Annotated in this window: 11 protein-coding genes; all 11 read left to right on the top strand. The window is 54.3% G+C overall.

All coding sequences use genetic code 11. From position 1 onward, the window contains the following. Positions 1-19: 19 nt before the first annotated feature. The 11 genes from NST23_RS17420 (at position 20) to NST23_RS17370 (ending at position 15,833) form a co-directional block, all read left to right on the top strand. Positions 20-1,174, top strand: coding sequence for a DUF2515 domain-containing protein (locus tag NST23_RS17420; RefSeq protein WP_340964163.1), 1,155 nt, complete (start codon positions 20-22; stop codon positions 1,172-1,174). Positions 1,175-1,213: 39 nt separating this feature from the next. Beyond that, positions 1,214-3,394 (top strand): DNA topoisomerase III, encoded by a 2,181-nt coding sequence (locus NST23_RS17415; protein ID WP_122965033.1) that lies wholly within the window; start codon positions 1,214-1,216, stop codon positions 3,392-3,394. Positions 3,395-3,506: 112 nt separating this feature from the next. After that, complete coding sequence (locus NST23_RS17410; protein ID WP_122965034.1) at positions 3,507-4,172, top strand: PspA/IM30 family protein; 666 nt, start codon at positions 3,507-3,509, stop codon at positions 4,170-4,172. A gap of 119 nt (positions 4,173-4,291) precedes the next feature. Then, entirely contained in the window at positions 4,292-4,696 is a 405-nt protein-coding gene (locus NST23_RS17405) for a DUF350 domain-containing protein (RefSeq protein WP_063230428.1), read from the top strand. A gap of 26 nt (positions 4,697-4,722) precedes the next feature. After that, entirely contained in the window at positions 4,723-5,229 is a 507-nt protein-coding gene (locus tag NST23_RS17400) for a DUF4178 domain-containing protein (protein ID WP_217021508.1), read from the top strand. A 12-nt stretch (positions 5,230-5,241) separates the two neighbouring features. Beyond that, on the top strand, positions 5,242-6,018 hold the full coding sequence (locus tag NST23_RS17395; protein WP_122965035.1) for a DUF4247 domain-containing protein: 777 nt from the start codon (positions 5,242-5,244) through the stop codon (positions 6,016-6,018). A 426-nt stretch (positions 6,019-6,444) separates the two neighbouring features. Beyond that, a complete protein-coding gene (locus NST23_RS17390) occupies positions 6,445-7,089 on the top strand; it encodes a DUF4912 domain-containing protein (protein ID WP_122965037.1) in 645 nt (214 codons plus the stop codon). A gap of 14 nt (positions 7,090-7,103) precedes the next feature. Next, on the top strand, positions 7,104-9,956 hold the full coding sequence (locus tag NST23_RS17385) for a 1,4-alpha-glucan branching protein domain-containing protein (protein ID WP_340964161.1): 2,853 nt from the start codon (positions 7,104-7,106) through the stop codon (positions 9,954-9,956). Positions 9,957-10,005: 49 nt separating this feature from the next. Continuing rightward, positions 10,006-12,381 carry a sugar phosphate nucleotidyltransferase gene (locus NST23_RS17380; protein WP_340964159.1) on the top strand — a complete coding sequence of 792 codons (2,376 nt, stop codon included), beginning with the start codon at positions 10,006-10,008 and terminating at the stop codon, positions 12,379-12,381. Between the two features lie 45 nt (positions 12,382-12,426). Then, complete coding sequence (locus tag NST23_RS17375; RefSeq protein WP_173597052.1) at positions 12,427-14,388, top strand: glycoside hydrolase family 15 protein; 1,962 nt, start codon at positions 12,427-12,429, stop codon at positions 14,386-14,388. Between the two features lie 11 nt (positions 14,389-14,399). Continuing rightward, positions 14,400-15,833 (top strand): phosphoglucomutase/phosphomannomutase family protein, encoded by a 1,434-nt coding sequence (locus NST23_RS17370; RefSeq protein ID WP_122965040.1) that lies wholly within the window; start codon positions 14,400-14,402, stop codon positions 15,831-15,833. The last annotated feature ends 48 nt before the right edge of the window (positions 15,834-15,881 follow it).

Raw genomic sequence — 15,881 nt, 5'->3', positions numbered from 1 at the left:
TGCCAGAGGGGAGGGACGAATGATGGGCTGGGCATGGCAAACGTACGCGACTCTGTGGCCGCTTGCACGCGAGCTTGGAAAAGGAAAGCGAGCGAGTCAGGCTGCCGATCCCCTCATAAAAAAAGACCAGGACACGGTCACGGACATTCGCAACAAAACAAAGGAAAGCAACGGCGACAATCTGGACAGGACGAGCGCCTATTTGGCTTTTTTTCGCCGGCATCCCGAAGTTCATTGGGCACTTTTGGCGCATCTCGTTTCGCGCAATGCCGGATGGAGCATGACAGATTTGCGCGGCGAACTGCTGCCCAGGCTGCTTTCCAAAAAAGAACAGCACGATTACTTTTCTTTTTTGGAGCGGGGCAACTGGCTTATTTTTCAAGATGCCTACCCTCAATTATTACTGTATGAGGAGAGCGTCAAGCGCCAGACCAATCTTTTTCACCTCCTGCCCCAATTCGGCGTCTCCCGCTTCATGCAAGCGCTCTGGAACCACTTTTGGGAGAAAGGCGACAGCAAGCTGCTCACCATTGGGCTGATTGTGAACGAGCAAAACTATTTGGAGACGCAGATGATGGGGGATGCGACGTACCACCATAGCGTGGTCAAAACGTGGCCTTTTGCCTTGCAGGAAGTGCTTCGGCTCAACTTGATCTTGTTTCCGTACGAAGCGGAGGGACGGTCAAACGCTCCGTTGCGGCTGCTCGGTGATCAAGTGCTTCAGTTTGCCTCGCTGGTTGAACGGATCGAGTTGGGCAAACGACTGTACAGCCTTTTGTATCGCGACACGAAAACCAGGGAGGGAGTAGAGAAGTGGGCAGAGCAGAAGCCACATTCCGGCTCCCGCAAAGATTTTTGGCCGCACCTGTTCCACGATTTGCGCGAGACGGTGCCAGGGAAGCCGTATCAAAAAACGGTGCGCGGGTGCGCGCTTTTGCCTGGCGCCAAGCGACTCTACTCTCCTGCGCTGCGCCAAGCATGGCAACGGGTACAGCACGAAGCGCCAAAGGACATAGACTGGTACGAAGGCAGCAAAGGCGTCATGCGGCAACTGGCATTCGCCGCAGCAGATACACCGCCTGTTTTGGCCGATGCAGAAGGCGTCTATTGCCAGGCGATTGAAAAAATCGAGCTGGCTGTGCTGGCAAAAGGGAAAATCTTTGGCCCGATGTAGTAGAATAGAGACAGATTGAACACAGGGAGAAGAGCATGCATGAAAGTCGTCATAGCAGAAAAACCGGACCAGGCCATGAAGCTTGCCAGTCCTTTTGCCCATAGAAAACAACAAGGCTTCGTTGAAGTGCACCCGAATCGGATGTTTCCGAAAGGAGCCTTTTTTACTTGGGCGGTCGGGCATATTTGTGAACTGGTGCCGCCGGAAGCCTACAACCCGGCGTGGAAAAAGTGGTCGCTTGCCACACTGCCTTTAGTGCCGCAATCGTTTCAGCACCAGGTGATGAAGTCAAAAGCGAAGCAGTTTGGCATCATCAAACAGCTGTTGAAGCGTTCAGACGTGACCGAAATCATCCATGCGGGCGACGCCGGGCGCGAAGGGGAGCTGATTGTCCGCACGATTGTCGAGATGTGCAAAGTGCGCAAACCGATGAAGCGGCTGTGGATTTCCTCCCTGACGGAGAAAGCCGTAACCGCAGGCTTCGCGGCCTTGCTTGAGGAGACAGAGACGCGCAATCTGTACCACGAGGCGTACAGCCGCTCTTGTGCGGATTGGCTGGTAGGCATGAATGCATCGCGCGTCTATACGTTGTTGTTGCAGCAAAGAGGGATCAAGGACGTGTTTTCGGCGGGACGGGTTCAGACGCCAACGCTCGCACTGGTGGTCAAGCGGGAAAAAGAAATCGCGGCGTTCAAGCCGGAGCCTTTCTGGGAAGTCAAGGCGACGTTTGCCATCGGCAAGAAGCGCTACGAAGGCGTCTGGCACAAAGAAGACGGGGAGTCGCGCATCCTCGATCCGCAGTTGGCAGAGCGGATTGCCGCTTTTTGCCGGGACAAGCCAAGCGAGGTTAGCGAGGTGGAAACCGAGCGCAAAGAATTTTTGCCGCCTTATTTGTTCAATCTGTCCTCGTTACAGGCGACGGCGAATAAAATGTTCAAGTATTCGCCGCAAAAAACGTTGGAGATTGCGCAAAAGCTGTACGTGAAGGGGCTTTTATCCTATCCGCGCTCCGACTCGTCTTTTGTCACCCAGGAGGAGGCGAAGACGTTTCCCGACATTTTGAACAAACTGTCGAAGCAGCCGGAGTACCAGCCACACTTTCCTTTGGCGAAAGCATCCATCGCCTCGGACAAACGGTACGTCAACCAAAAAAAGGTGACCGATCACTATGCGATCATCCCAACCGAGCAAGTGCCGACTGTGTCCAGGCTGAGCGACGAGGAGCGAAAAATTTACGACCTGGTGGCAAGACGCCTCATTGCCGCGCATCAGGAAAGCGCCTTGTTTGACTATACGACGGTGAACACGCTGGTCGACGGCCGCGCCGTTTTCATCAGCAAAGGCAAGGTGCAAATCAGGGCTGGCTGGCGCGAAGTGTTGTTTGATGAGGAAAAGGATGACAAGGAAGCTGTGCTGCCGCCGCTTGCCAAAGGCGAGACAGGAAAAGTGCACAAAGTAGAAGCCAAAGAAAGCAAGACCCAGCCGCCCAAACGCTACACGGAAGGCCAACTGATCACGCTGATGAAGACAGCCGGAAAGCACCTCGACAATCAGGAGCTGGAAAAGGTGCTGATGAAGACAGAAGGCTTGGGGACAGAGGCGACCAGAGCTGGGATCATCAACATGCTCAAGGAACGCAAGTATATTGAAGTCCGCAAAAACCAGGTGTTCGCAACGCAAAAAGGGACGCTGCTCATCGACGTCATCGGCGACAAGATTCTCGCTTCCCCGGAAATGACAGCCAGATGGGAGCAGCGCCTTCAGGAAATCGGGCAAGGCGATGCTTCCGCGCAAGTTTTCATGGAACAGGTGCGCAAGCTCTCGCACAAGATCGTCGAGGATGCCGTCGAGCAGTCCCGCGAATGGAAGCTGGAAGCGTACGACGTCGAAGCATTGCCCACATCCAAGCAGGCGTCCAAGTTTTCCATCGGCTCGAAAGTGGCTGCTTGCCGGGCGTGTGGCGGCGATCTCGTAGACAAGGGAGAGTTTTACGGGTGCGCCAACTATAAAAAGTCCCAGTGTACCGTCACTATTTCCAAGACGATCATGGGGAAAAAAATCACCCCGGCTGCGGCCAAAAAGCTGATGGAAACAGGCAAGACCAATCTGATCAAAGGCTTTGTCAAAGGGAAAGAGCGCTTCGACGCATACTTGCAGTGGGATGAAGCGGACAAAAAGGCGAAAGTCAGCATGCCAGCCTTGGCGGAAAAAAATGCATAGAAGAAAAAGACATCATTTTGAAACTTGCTTGCGTAAGTAACGTAGATACATGTATAGAGGGTTCGGCAAATGTGGGCCGAATTACCCAGCACGTATTGAGGGAGGAAATCACATGTCCATTTTTAAAAGACTTCGCGATCTGACTATGTCCAATCTTTATGCCTTGATTGAAAAAGCGGAAGATCCAATTAAAATGACCGATCAATATTTGCGCGATATGCAAGAGGATTTGAGTGAAGCGGAAAAAGCGGTTGCTGCCCAAATCGCTCTGGAGAAAAAGTTCAAGGTGCTGTACGAAGAGCAGGAAGCGCTGGTGAAAAAGCGCGAAGAGCAAGCGCACGTGGCCGCTCAGGCGAAAAACATCGATCTGGCCCGCCGCGCTCTCGAAGAAAAGAAAGCCGCCGAGCAAAAAATGGCTGAGTACAAAGAGGCTTACGAGAAAAACAAGCTGGCTGCGGACGGGCTGCGCGACAAGCTGGCTGAAATGAAGAAACAGATTACCGATCTGAAAAACAAGCGCGAAACACTCGTGGCTCGCGTCAATGCTGCCAAAGCGCAAAAAACGATCAACCAGACGATGGCTGGATTCGACAGCAACTCTGCGATGGCAGGGCTGAAACGGATGGAAGAAAAAGCGTTGCAGATGGAGGCGGAAGCGGAAGCAAGCGGCGAGCTGTACAAAAAACAAAGCTCGCTCGACGACGAAATCGCGAAACTCTCCAAAGACCAGCAGGTGGAAGACGAACTGGCAGCGCTCATGAAAAAATACGAGGGGTAAACCGCTTCGGCGGGGCCCCTTTTTCCTTGAAAGGTTGAATGAGAAAGCACAGGCTTCGCCACGAAAAAAGCTGGCGAAGCCGCACTTTCTACTATCTTAGTTGCTGCGGGGGGATAGACGTGTCGTGGACACAATTGCTCGGAATGCTCGTGTGGACCGGAGCAGGCGGTATTTTGCTGTTTGTATTGATGTGGATTGACACGCTTTTTACGAAGTACAAGGATATGGCTGAAATCAAAAACGGGAACGTGGCCGTGACGACCCGGTTTGTCATGAAGCTGTTTGCGCAAGGTTATATTTTATCGCAATCGATCATGAACTCGAATGAATTGTGGAACGCCCTGTTGGCATCTGTGGTCTCATTTATTATTTTGCTCTTGTTGCAGAAAATCGCGGAAATTTTGTTGAAAAGCTTTGCCGGACTTGATCTGGAGCGTGGAACCCAGCAAGGAAAAGTCGCACACGCCATGGTGGCGGGGTCATTCCACCTGGTCGGCGCCTTGATTCTGGGCGCACTGGTCTAAACCGGGCAAGGAAGGAGTAGGACCAGATGAGTTTGTTCAAGCGCATTCAAAATATATTTGCCAAGCATGAACCGCCTGCCCCGGAAAAGAGCATTTTGACGGTAGGGCCTGGCGACGTGGTGGAAGTTTCGCTCGTCACCTACCAGGTAACGGGAAAGTCGACCAATGCGAGCCGCAATGCGACGATGCTGACTTTGCAGGATGGAACGACCATCCGCTATTTATACATCGAAGAGCGCGAAAAAACGGTTTACCAGCTGTACACGGTCATCGACGGCAGACTGGATTCCGTAGATGAGGTGCCTACGACAATCGAAATGGACGATGTGACCTATCATCTGGAAGAACAGTACAACGGCAGAGTGCTCGTCGTCGGAAAAGCTCCGTTCCATGCTTCCGGTGATCAGTACATCTGGCAGTTCCAATCCGACGGCCGCGAGCTTTTGCGGATCGAATGGCAGGACGGCAGATTCATGCTGTACGAGGGAGAGTCGGTTTTACCTGCGGATGTCCAGGTACTTCGCGGAACGTAAGGAGGAGTGAGCATGCCGAACCGTTGGATGAAATCGATCAAGCTCCTGCTGATTCCGGCGGTGCTCCTGCTTTTGCTGGCTGGCTGCGGAAGCCCCGGAATTGGCGAGAGCTACCCGCTTGAATCCGTCTCCACGAAGGACAAAGGGCAGACATCGCGCATTTATCGCGCCGAAAACAAGACGGTGCCCGAAGTAGCGCAGGAGCTTGCTGACCAAAAGCAGCCGGACGAGATTTCCAAAGAAGACGACCAACACATGTTTCTCGTCTATCCGGATGAGCTGTATCATGTGCAGCAAGATCAGGCGAAGCCGTCCGATACGCTGATTGAGGTCGATACGAAGGAGTACGTTCGGGAAAACTACGATTCATCCTTTTTGCAAGGATACATTTTGGCGAGTGTTCTCGACGATTTGTTCGATGGACACAAGAAAAGCTACAAAGGCAGCTACCGGGGCTACTCAAGCAAAGAGATTTACAAGCCCTCCGGCAGCTATCACGTCCCGAGCGAGGCGGAGAAAAAGGTTGCCCCGCCGATTACCAAAGAAGGAACGGGCAGCATCTTCAAGCGCAGCGACAGCAAAAAGAAAAGTGACAGTTCAGTCGGTCAGGATGGCAACCTGTTTAAAAAGCAGGACTCATCCTCTAGCGGAAGCAAAGGCAAAATTACCCGCTCCTCCGACGGCTCGTCTGTTTCCTCGAAGAGCTCCTCGATTTTTTCCAAGCCGAAAAGCAAATCACCGCCGCGAACAAAAGCAGGAAGCTCGGGGCGCATTACCAAACGCAGATAATCGTCACCCAAAACCCGCTGAGATGGCGGGTTTTTTTATGTTTGGCTCAGCGGACAGCGAAGTTTGCGGGAGACGCGCTGTTTGCGATCGACAAAACGGTCACGCCCGGTTCCGTTTTGTAATGAATTTTTCATAAAGCAAAGTATGGAAGCCCTTTGTCATTTGTAAGATGTAAAGTACGCGAAAAACAGCGGGAGAAAAGCGGAGCAACATTCGACTGATGAAAGCGATTACCAAAGCGGCTTTCTCGACTTTTGTTTGGCAATGACGAAAATATGATTGTTTATCGACAAAAGAAGAAGGGATGTGCATGCATCATTCGACAGTCTTTGTTAGCGGCATTCGCTATGATGACATTGTACATATACAAAGACGACAGACAAGTGGATAGCGGAAGGGAAACTTGGCGGAAAGGAGCGCATCACGATGCTGGAAAAAATTCTTGAATTGCGTGCACAATCCAAATCCATCGCACAAATTGCCCAAGAATGCGGCTTAACCATAGGCCAGGTGAAATATCGTTTGCAAAAAGACAGAGCGAAGGTGGAGAGTGTATCGGCAGAGAATCGACAGATGTCATCGCTGGCATCCCGACGAGAAGAAAATTGGCAACTGCCAGCTTTTTACGGACGCGATATCGTCAAGGTGATGGCGCAAAGTCCGACCGTGCTGTTTGTGTACTGGGAAATTACATGGCCGAGGATGAGGATGGTGGCATCGTATCTACAGGCAGACTTCCGGCAGATTCAAAAAGGGCTGCGCTTGTACGACGTGACAGAGCGGCTGTTTGATGGTCAAAATGCCCATTCTGTCCGGGATATTTACGTCTGCGAGGACGCGCATTCCTGGTATGTGAACGATGTGCTGCCAGGGCGCACGTACTTAATCGACTTCGGTCTATTTGAGCATGGCCGCTTTTGTCCGATACTGCGCTCGGATGTGGTCGTGACTCCTCGAAATACAAAAGCTGCCTGGGGCGAACCATTGGTGGAGCCAGCGTCTGATCGCTCTGCGCCTGCGTGGTTCGAAAACTTTTCCTCGTATTCACTCTACTCCAAAACATCCAAATAAGTGAGGTGTCAACTGTGCACAACGGTTATCTCTCCCTTGTGTTGCACGCTCATATGCCTTATGTACGACACGGGGACCGGGACGATCGCCTGGAAGAGCGCTGGATGTACGAAGCGATGCTGGAATGCTACATCCCGTTGCTCATGGTCTTCGACAAGCTCCTCTCGGACAAAATCGACTTTCGCATGACAATGGTGCTGTCCCCGACTTTGCTGTCCATGCTGGATGACGAGCTGATCGCGACACGGTTTCGCGCCTATCTCGCCAAAATAGTAGAGCTTGCAGGCAAAGAAGTAAAACATACGGCAAACAACCCGGCTGAACAGCGTATCGCCAAGATGTACCTGGAAAAGTTTCGTACTATCGCTTTATTTTGCAGCAAGCTCGATTATCGGCTGATCGAAGGCTTTAAACGTCTGGCAGACAGCGGCTGCCTGGAGCTGATCACATGCGCGGCGACACACGCTTTTCTGCCATATGTGGAGACAGAGGAAGCGATTTTGGCACAGCTGCGTACGGGCATGGATACGCACGAACGCATTTTGGGCAGGCGACCGCGAGGAATTTGGCTGCCGGAATGCGGCTATACGCCAGGGGTAGATCGGTTGCTCCGAGAGGTGGGGCTGCAATACTTTTTTGTCGATTCCCATACGATCGAACACGCGACACCACAGCCGCGCAGAGGCTTGCTTGCTCCGCTCGGCACGATGCACGGGGTGGTGGCTTTCGCCAGAGACGATGTCGCATCCCAGCAGGTGTGGAGCACTTTTGACGGCTATCCGGGCGATTATGATTACCGGGAATATTATCGGGATATCGGGTTTGACCGGGACATGGACTATATCGAGCCGTACATTCATCCCGCCGGAATCCGTATACATACCGGGTTGAAATACCACCGGATTACCGGACGAGACGTGGAAAAGCAGCTGTACGAACCTGACTGGGCACGGGAAAAGGCAGCCTCTCACGCGGGGCATTTCCTCTATCACCGCGAACGGCAAATCGAAGAGGCAGTTGCCTGGATGGACCGCAAGCCGCTCGTTGTCGCAACGTATGATGCTGAACTGTTTGGACACTGGTGGTACGAGGGTCCGCAATTTCTCGACTACTTGCTGCGCAAGACGGCATGCGATTCCCAGATTGTGAAGCTGATCACCCCGTCCGAATACTTGGACGAATATCAGGAACAAGACCTGGGGCATTTGCCGATGTCGACCTGGGGACGCAACGGCTACGGAGAAGTCTGGCTGAATGAAAAAAACGGCTGGCTGTATCGGCATCTGCATCAGGCGGAGCGCGATTTGATCGAGGTCGTGACGGCTTTTTACGAGCATAAGGGCCAGGAGCAAGAGCGTGACCAGCTTGCGAGCCGCGCCTTGAAACAGGCGGGCCGAGAGCTGATGCTTGCGCAAAGCAGCGACTGGGCGTTTATCATGGATGGTCAAACCGTTGTCGAATACGCTGTGCGTCGCACCCATGATCACCTCGTCAACATGCGGGAGCTGCTTGCGATGGTGCGCGAAGACCGAATGGATACAGAGAGATTGACACAGCTGGAGACTGCCTTCCCGATCTTTCCCCACATAGATGAGACGTACTATTTGCCAAAAGAGGCGCATAGAGTGAACGTATCGCATCAACTGGTAGCGGCCAGCAAAGGCGCGGAACCTGCGGGAGTTGTCCTGATGCTCGCCTGGGAATTTCCGCCGAACGTGGTAGGCGGACTGGGTCGTGCCGTCTACGATCTCGCCCGTCATCTGGTTCGCCAAGGTGTTGCCGTGCACGTCCTGACCCGGGCATCGGATTGGAGCGTGGCGGAGGAAGTCATGGATGGTGTCCATGTACACCGTTTGCCTACGTACATTCCGGCAGAGCAGGAAGATTTCCTGTCATGGGTGTTCCAACTCAATCTGGCGATGTCAGACGCGACGGAACAGCTGTGGAAAAACGGCGTCAGACCGGACGTGATTCACGCTCATGACTGGCTGGTCGGCTGGGCCGCCATGGAAATCAAGGAACGCTATTCGCTGCCGCTGGTCAGTACGATCCATGCTTTGGAGCACGGGCGGCATCAAGGGATTCATACGCCTTTGCAAGAGCGGATTCACAATAGCGAGCGCACTCTTGCGCACGCTTCGGATCGAGTCATTGTTTGCAGCCACTACATGGCGAATGAAGTGCAGCGTTTGTTCGACATTCCGCGAGCCAAACTGCGGGTGATTCACAACGGCGTCGATTTGGCGCAGCCGCCAGCATTCGATCAAAATCGATTGCGCGAAGAGCTGTCGATTGGCGACGGGCCGATCCTGTTTTTTGTCGGGCGTCTGGTCCAGGAAAAAGGGGTTCACCTTTTGCTGGAAGCGATGGCCAGGTTGCGCTACGACTTTGGTCATGTGACGCTGCTCATCGCGGGCAAAGGGCCGATGCAGGGGCAGTGGCAACAGCGGGCGGAAGAGATGGGGATTGCTGAGCGCGTGAAGTTCCTGGGCTTTGTCGATGATGCACGTCGAGATCAGTTGTTTTTGCTTGCTGATATCGCGGTCTTTCCCAGTTTGTATGAGCCATTTGGCATTGTGGCCCTGGAAGCGATGGCTTTGGGCGTGCCGATTTTGGCAGCGGACACGGGCGGACTGCGTGAAATCGTCAGACATGGGGAGAACGGAGCGACGATGTACGCCGGAAATCCGGAATCGCTCACCGATCAGCTGCGCTGGCTGCTGCAAGATCCGAAAAAGCGGCGGCAGATGGCGCAGACGGCGCAACATGACGTTTTGCAACATTACAACTGGACGTCTTTGGCGATCCAGACGATGGAGGAATACCGATTGCTCGGCGTTGCTTACCTGGCCTTATCGGAGAAATAGACACTGACAGCGCATGATCGCAACGATGATGAAGGAGGAAGGAAAAAAGATGAAGGCAGTAATTATGGCTGGTGGTAAAGGTACGCGTCTACGTCCGTTAACGTCCCAAATTCCAAAACCAATGGTGCCACTCTTGAACCGGCCTTGCATGGAGTACACGATCGATCTGTTGAAGAAGCACGGAATTACAGAGATTGCCGTCACGCTCCAATACTTGCCTGATGTCATCCGCGATACGTTTGGTGATGGTTCGCGCTACGGTGTTTCTCTCGTGTACTTTGAAGAAACGACGCCGCTCGGAACAGCGGGCAGTGTGAAAAACTGCGCCGATTTTCTCGACGAACGGTTCATCGTCATCAGCGGAGATACGTTGACCGATATGGATCTGTCAGCAGCGATCCGTTTTCATGAGCAAAAAGAAGCGTTGGCTACGCTCATCTTGACCCGGGTGGAGACGCCGCTGGAATTTGGCGTGGTCATGACGGATGAACAGGGCCGGATCAATCGTTTTCTGGAAAAACCAAGCTGGGCAGAAGTGTTCAGCGATACCGTCAACACAGGGATGTACGTCTGCGAACCGGAAGTGCTTTCTTATATAGAAGAAGACAAAGAAGTCGACTTCAGCAAAGAAATTTTCCCCTTTTTCCTCCAGGAACAAAAACCGCTGTACGGCTATGAGGCGAGCGGCTACTGGTCGGATATCGGCTCGCTTGAAGTATACCGCCAGGCACAGTTTGATCTGCTGGATGGCCGTGTGAATCTGGAAATCAAAGCCCAGGAAATCGCCCCGCGCATCTACCTGGAAAATCACGTTCGCGTCGACTCTTCGGTACGTCTGGAAGGGCCGGTTTATATAAGTGAAAATGTACACTTGCAAGCGGGAGTAGCTGTGGGGCCTTATACGGTCCTGGGCAGCAACACGGTCGTTTCTTCCGGCAGCAAGCTTTCCCGCGCGATCTTCTGGGAAAATAGCGTGATCGGGAAAAAGACGGAAATTACCGGAACCACGCTTTGCAAAAATGTCAGACTCGCCGATTGCGTGCAAGCAGGCGAGGGAGCCGTCATCGGAGACAATTGCCAGATCGGAGCGAAATCAGTCGTGAAGGCAGGCGTCAAAATTTGGCCGGACAGAGAAGTGGGGGAAAGCGCAACGGTCACGACCTCGCTCATTTACGGCATGAAACAGACGAAAAACTTGTTCGGAAACAACGGGATCAAAGGGCTCGCCAACGTGGACATCACGCCGGAGTTTGTCACCCGGCTGGCTGCGGCGTACGCCTATTTGCAAAAGTCCGGCAGCAAAATTGCCCTTTCCGCGTGCTCGCATCCTTTTGCGCAGCTGCTCAAGCACAGCATCATGACGAGCTTGTGCTCCTCCGGCATTGATACGGTGGATTTTGGCGTCGGCAACTCCCCGCTCATTCGCTATGGTGTGCGCTCCCTCGGTTGCGTCGGCGGCATCCACGTGTTCATGAACGAAGCCTTAGACGAAAAAGAGATCGTCATCCAGTTCATCGACCAGACAGGATTGCCGATCACCCGTGATATGGAGCGGAAAATTGAAAATGCCTACTGGCAGGAGACGTACGTGCGCAACTTGCATCATTTGGGCGAGCTGCATGTCGAGCATCAAGTCCAGGAGGCGTACTTGCTGACTATGGCCCAGCAGCTGGATATGACGGCGATCCAGCGCCAGCGTTTTCACTTGCTGATCGACAGCGAAACCCGCTTTTTCCCCACGTTCCTCGCCCCGCTGTTCCACGAGCTGGGAGTGACGGTGACGTATGGCGCGATTCAGGATGGCATCAGCAAAAAGAAAGCCGATCTGGGGATTCGGCTGGATAAGAACGGCGAAGCGCTGGCTCTGTTCACAGAGGAAGGCGCGAAGCTCTCCGCTGAACAGCTTCTGGCGTTGCAGCTTTTGGCATGCAGCGGCCGACATCAACGCATCGGTCTTCCTGTCAGTGCCCCGATGGAGCTGGAACATCTGGCGCAGCTTTTGCAGATCGAGGTCATCCGAACGAAGGTGACGCCGCGCTCCATGATGGAAGTGGCGGCGGAGGATCACTTCCATCCTTTGTTCGATGCCGTGTATAGTCTCATGAGCATCCTGTCCTATCTCGCCCAGGAGGAAAAGCCGCTTAGCCTGCTGCTTGAGCTGTTGCCTGCGTGCCACATGGAGCGGAAAACGGTGTTTTGCCCGTGGGGTGCGAAAGGCAAAGTGATGCGAAAAGTGCTGGAAGAGAACAAAGGCAAGCTGCTGGAGCTTGTGGACGGAATCAAAGTGTATGACACGAATGGCTGGGTACTGATTTTGCCCGACTCCGAGGATTCGCATGTCAAAGTCATTTCGCAGGGAGCGACAGCAGAGACAGCGGCAACACTCGCCTCGTCCTATGCGAGACGAATTGCGGAGTATCAGTGAGGATAAAGGGAATCGACAGCCTGAGTACGGGAAGGATGTGAAGGCATGCCGAGACCGCTCGTCGTCGGGAACGGAAGACTTTTGATCAATTTTGACGACAAGCTGCACATGCGCGATCTGTACTATCCGTATGTGGGCCAATTAAATCACGTCGGCGGACACTTCAGCAAGCTGGGAATATGGGTGCAGGGGCGCTTTTCCTGGCTCGATGAAGACGGCTGGACACGAAAGCTGGGCTACGACCGGGAATCGCTCGTCACAGATGTTCACGCTCATCATGAGCATCTGGCGGTTTCCTTGCAGATCGCAGACGGGGTGCACCAGCGCGATCCGATTTATTTGAAAAAAGTGTGCGTTCGCAATCATGCCAATGAAGTGCGCGAGTTCCGGCTGTTTTTCAATCACGATTTCAGCCTGAACGAGACGGAGGTAGGGGACACCGCGGTGTATGATCCCCGCCTCGGCACTGTGTATCACTACAAACGCAATGTGTACATGATGGCAAACGGGGTCACCCCGGAAGGCGGAATCAACCAGTACAGCGTCGGGATCAAGCGGTTCAACTACGCAGAAGGAACATGGCGAGACGCAGAAGACGGCCTGCTCGCGGGAAATCCGATTGCGCAAGGCTCTGTGGACAGCACGATCTCGTTTCGGATGGTGTTGCAGCCGCACGAGGAAAAAACGATGTACTACTGGCTGTGCGTCGGCGAATCGTACGACGCGGTGCGGACACTGAATCAGTACGTGCTGGACAATGACCCGGACCGGCTGCTTGGTCGCGTCGCCGTCTACTGGAGGCGCTGGGTCAACAAGGAGGAGCGCGACTTCGCCGACCTGCCCCAGGAGATCGTCCATCTGTACAAGACCAGCTTGCTTCTGGTGCGGACGCAGATCGACCAGAACGGAGCGATTTTGGCGGCAAATGATTCCGACATCCTCCAGTTCAATCGCGACCACTACAGCTACATGTGGCCGCGAGACGGTGCCCTGATTGCCAGCGCGATGGCGAAAGCGGGGTATACGGGAGCAGTCGCTCCGTTTTTCCGCTTTTGCGCCGAGGCACTCAATGAGGAAGGGTACTTGCAGCACAAGTACAACCCGGATGGCTCTGTCGGCTCCAGTTGGCATCCATACGTGGTCGACGGGGAAATCCAGTTGCCGATTCAGGAGGATGAAACAGCTCTCGTTCTGTACGCGCTCTGGGAGCAGTACAAGAGCGGCAAGCAGATTGAAGACTGCCAGGCGCTGTATCCGACGCTGGTTCGTCCCGCTGCCCGCTTTTTGCTGGAGTACGTCCATCCTGCGTTGCAGTTGCCCAAGCCAAGCTATGATTTGTGGGAGGAGCGCCGCGGCATCTTCACGTTCACCAGTGCCACGGTGTACGCCGGGCTGATGGCGGCGGCGCGGTTTGCCCAACTGTTCGGAGATGACCGCCGACACAAGCGTTACGAGGACGGGGCGAAAAGCATCCGCGCTGCGATGGAAAAGCATTTGTACGATCCGGGAATCGGACGGTTTTTGCGGGGAATTTACGTGCGGCCCGACGGTGGCGTGGAAAAAGATTTCACCGTGGAGAGCAGCTTGCACGCCCTGTTTGCCCTCGATGTATTCCCTGTAGACGATCCGCGCGTGCAGCGCACGATGGAAGCTGTGAAAAAGAGTCTGCGGGTCGATACAGAGGTAGGCGGCTTCGCCCGCTATCAGGGAGACTACTATTTCAAAAAGTCGCACGATGTTGCCAAAGTGCCGGGCAATCCGTGGATCATCTGCACGCTATGGGTAGCTGACTGGGAGATCGCCAAGGCAAAATCGCTCGACGAATTGCAGGAACCGAAAAACAGGCTCGCCTGGGTCGTGCGTCACGCGCTGCAAAGCGGCGTGCTGTCCGAGCAGCTTGACCCGTATTCGGGTGCCCCCGTATCGGTTGCGCCTTTGACCTGGTCGCACGCTACGTTCGTAGCTACTGTTCTGCGCTATTTGGAAAAAGTGAATGAGTTGCGCTAACGAGGGGAGAGATGGAGATGACGGCAATCCGTTTCGGTACAGACGGCTGGCGCGACATCGTGGCGGACGGCTTTACGATGGCTAATGTCCGCATCGTCGCACAAGCAATCGCCAGCTACACAAAAGAAGTCGGCCAGCAGGAGCAGCCGATTTTGATCGGATATGACACGCGCTTTCTCGGGAGACGGTTTGCGGAGGAGATCGCCAGTGTGCTCGCAGCGAACCGGATTCGTTCTTATTTGGTGAACGAGGCGGCTCCTACGCCAGCGGTCGCCTTCGGAGTCAAGCATTTTGCGGCCAGCGGGGCGATCATGGTCACCGCCAGCCACAACCCGCCCGAGTACAACGGGATCAAATACATTCCCGAATACGCCGGTCCAGCCACACCGGAGATCACGGCGAGGCTGGAAGCGTGGATCAGCGAGATCGCGTCTTCCGGTCAACCAGTGCAGACAGTCGCTTTGTCGGATGCCGCACGCGACAGGCTGCTGCAAGTAATTGTGCTGCGTCCTCACTACGAGGCTCATCTGCGGCGCATGGTCAACATGGATGTGTTGCGCAACTCCGCCCTGCATGTCGTCGTGGACGCGATGCACGGCGCAGGAATGGGCTACGTCAGCTCGCTGCTTGCGGAAGCCGGAGTCAAAACGGTGGGAATCCGGGAAACGCCGGACGCCGCTTTTGGCGGAGATTTGCCGGAGCCAAACGACAAGCACCTTGGCCTGTTGAAAAAAGAAGTGCTGGAGCGCAAAGCGTCACTCGGGCTGGCGAATGACGGTGACGCTGACCGCTTCGGAGTCGTCGACCGTTTTGGCACCTACATACCGCCTAACGATGTGCTTGTTCTTTTGACCCATCATCTGGTGAAGAACAGGAAGCTGACCGGGCGGATCGTGCGAACAGTTGCGACCACGCACCTGTTGGATCACATGGCCGAGCACTACGGGCTGGAGCTGGTAGAGACTCCTGTCGGCTTTAAATACATCGGAGAGCAAATGCGCCAAGGCGACGTCCTGATCGGGGGAGAAGAAAGCGGGGGAGCCAGCATCCTCGGCCATATCCCGGAAAAAGATGGCGTCCTGATCAATCTGTTGCTCACCGAGATGGTCGCTTTTGAAAACAAGGAAATCGACCAGATTTTGCGCGATGTGTACGATGAGTTCGGGGAGCTGTTCCATACGCGCCTCGACATGCGCCTGGCGGAAAAAGAAAAGTGGATTCAGCAGATGGTCACCACGCCACCGCAGCGGATCGGGCCATACGCGGTGCAAGGCATCAACCGGATGGACGGAATCAAGCTGCTGCTTGAGGAAGGGCACTGGGTACTGATTCGTCCTTCGGGCACGGAGCCGCTGGTGCGGATATACTGCGAGGCGACGAATGCGACAGCGCTTGCCAAGCTTCAGGAAGCGATCCGCGACTGGTTTTCGGAAATTAATGTATAAAAAAGAGCAAGAAAAGAGCGGAAGAACGGACGCCCAACAGCGCCGTTC

The organism is Brevibacillus sp. FSL K6-0770 (assembly GCF_038000275.1).
GTDB lineage: Bacteria > Bacillota > Bacilli > Brevibacillales > Brevibacillaceae > Brevibacillus > Brevibacillus parabrevis.
The sequence above is the reverse complement of the archived record's forward strand: the minus strand, read 5'-3'. Positions and strand labels throughout refer to the sequence as shown.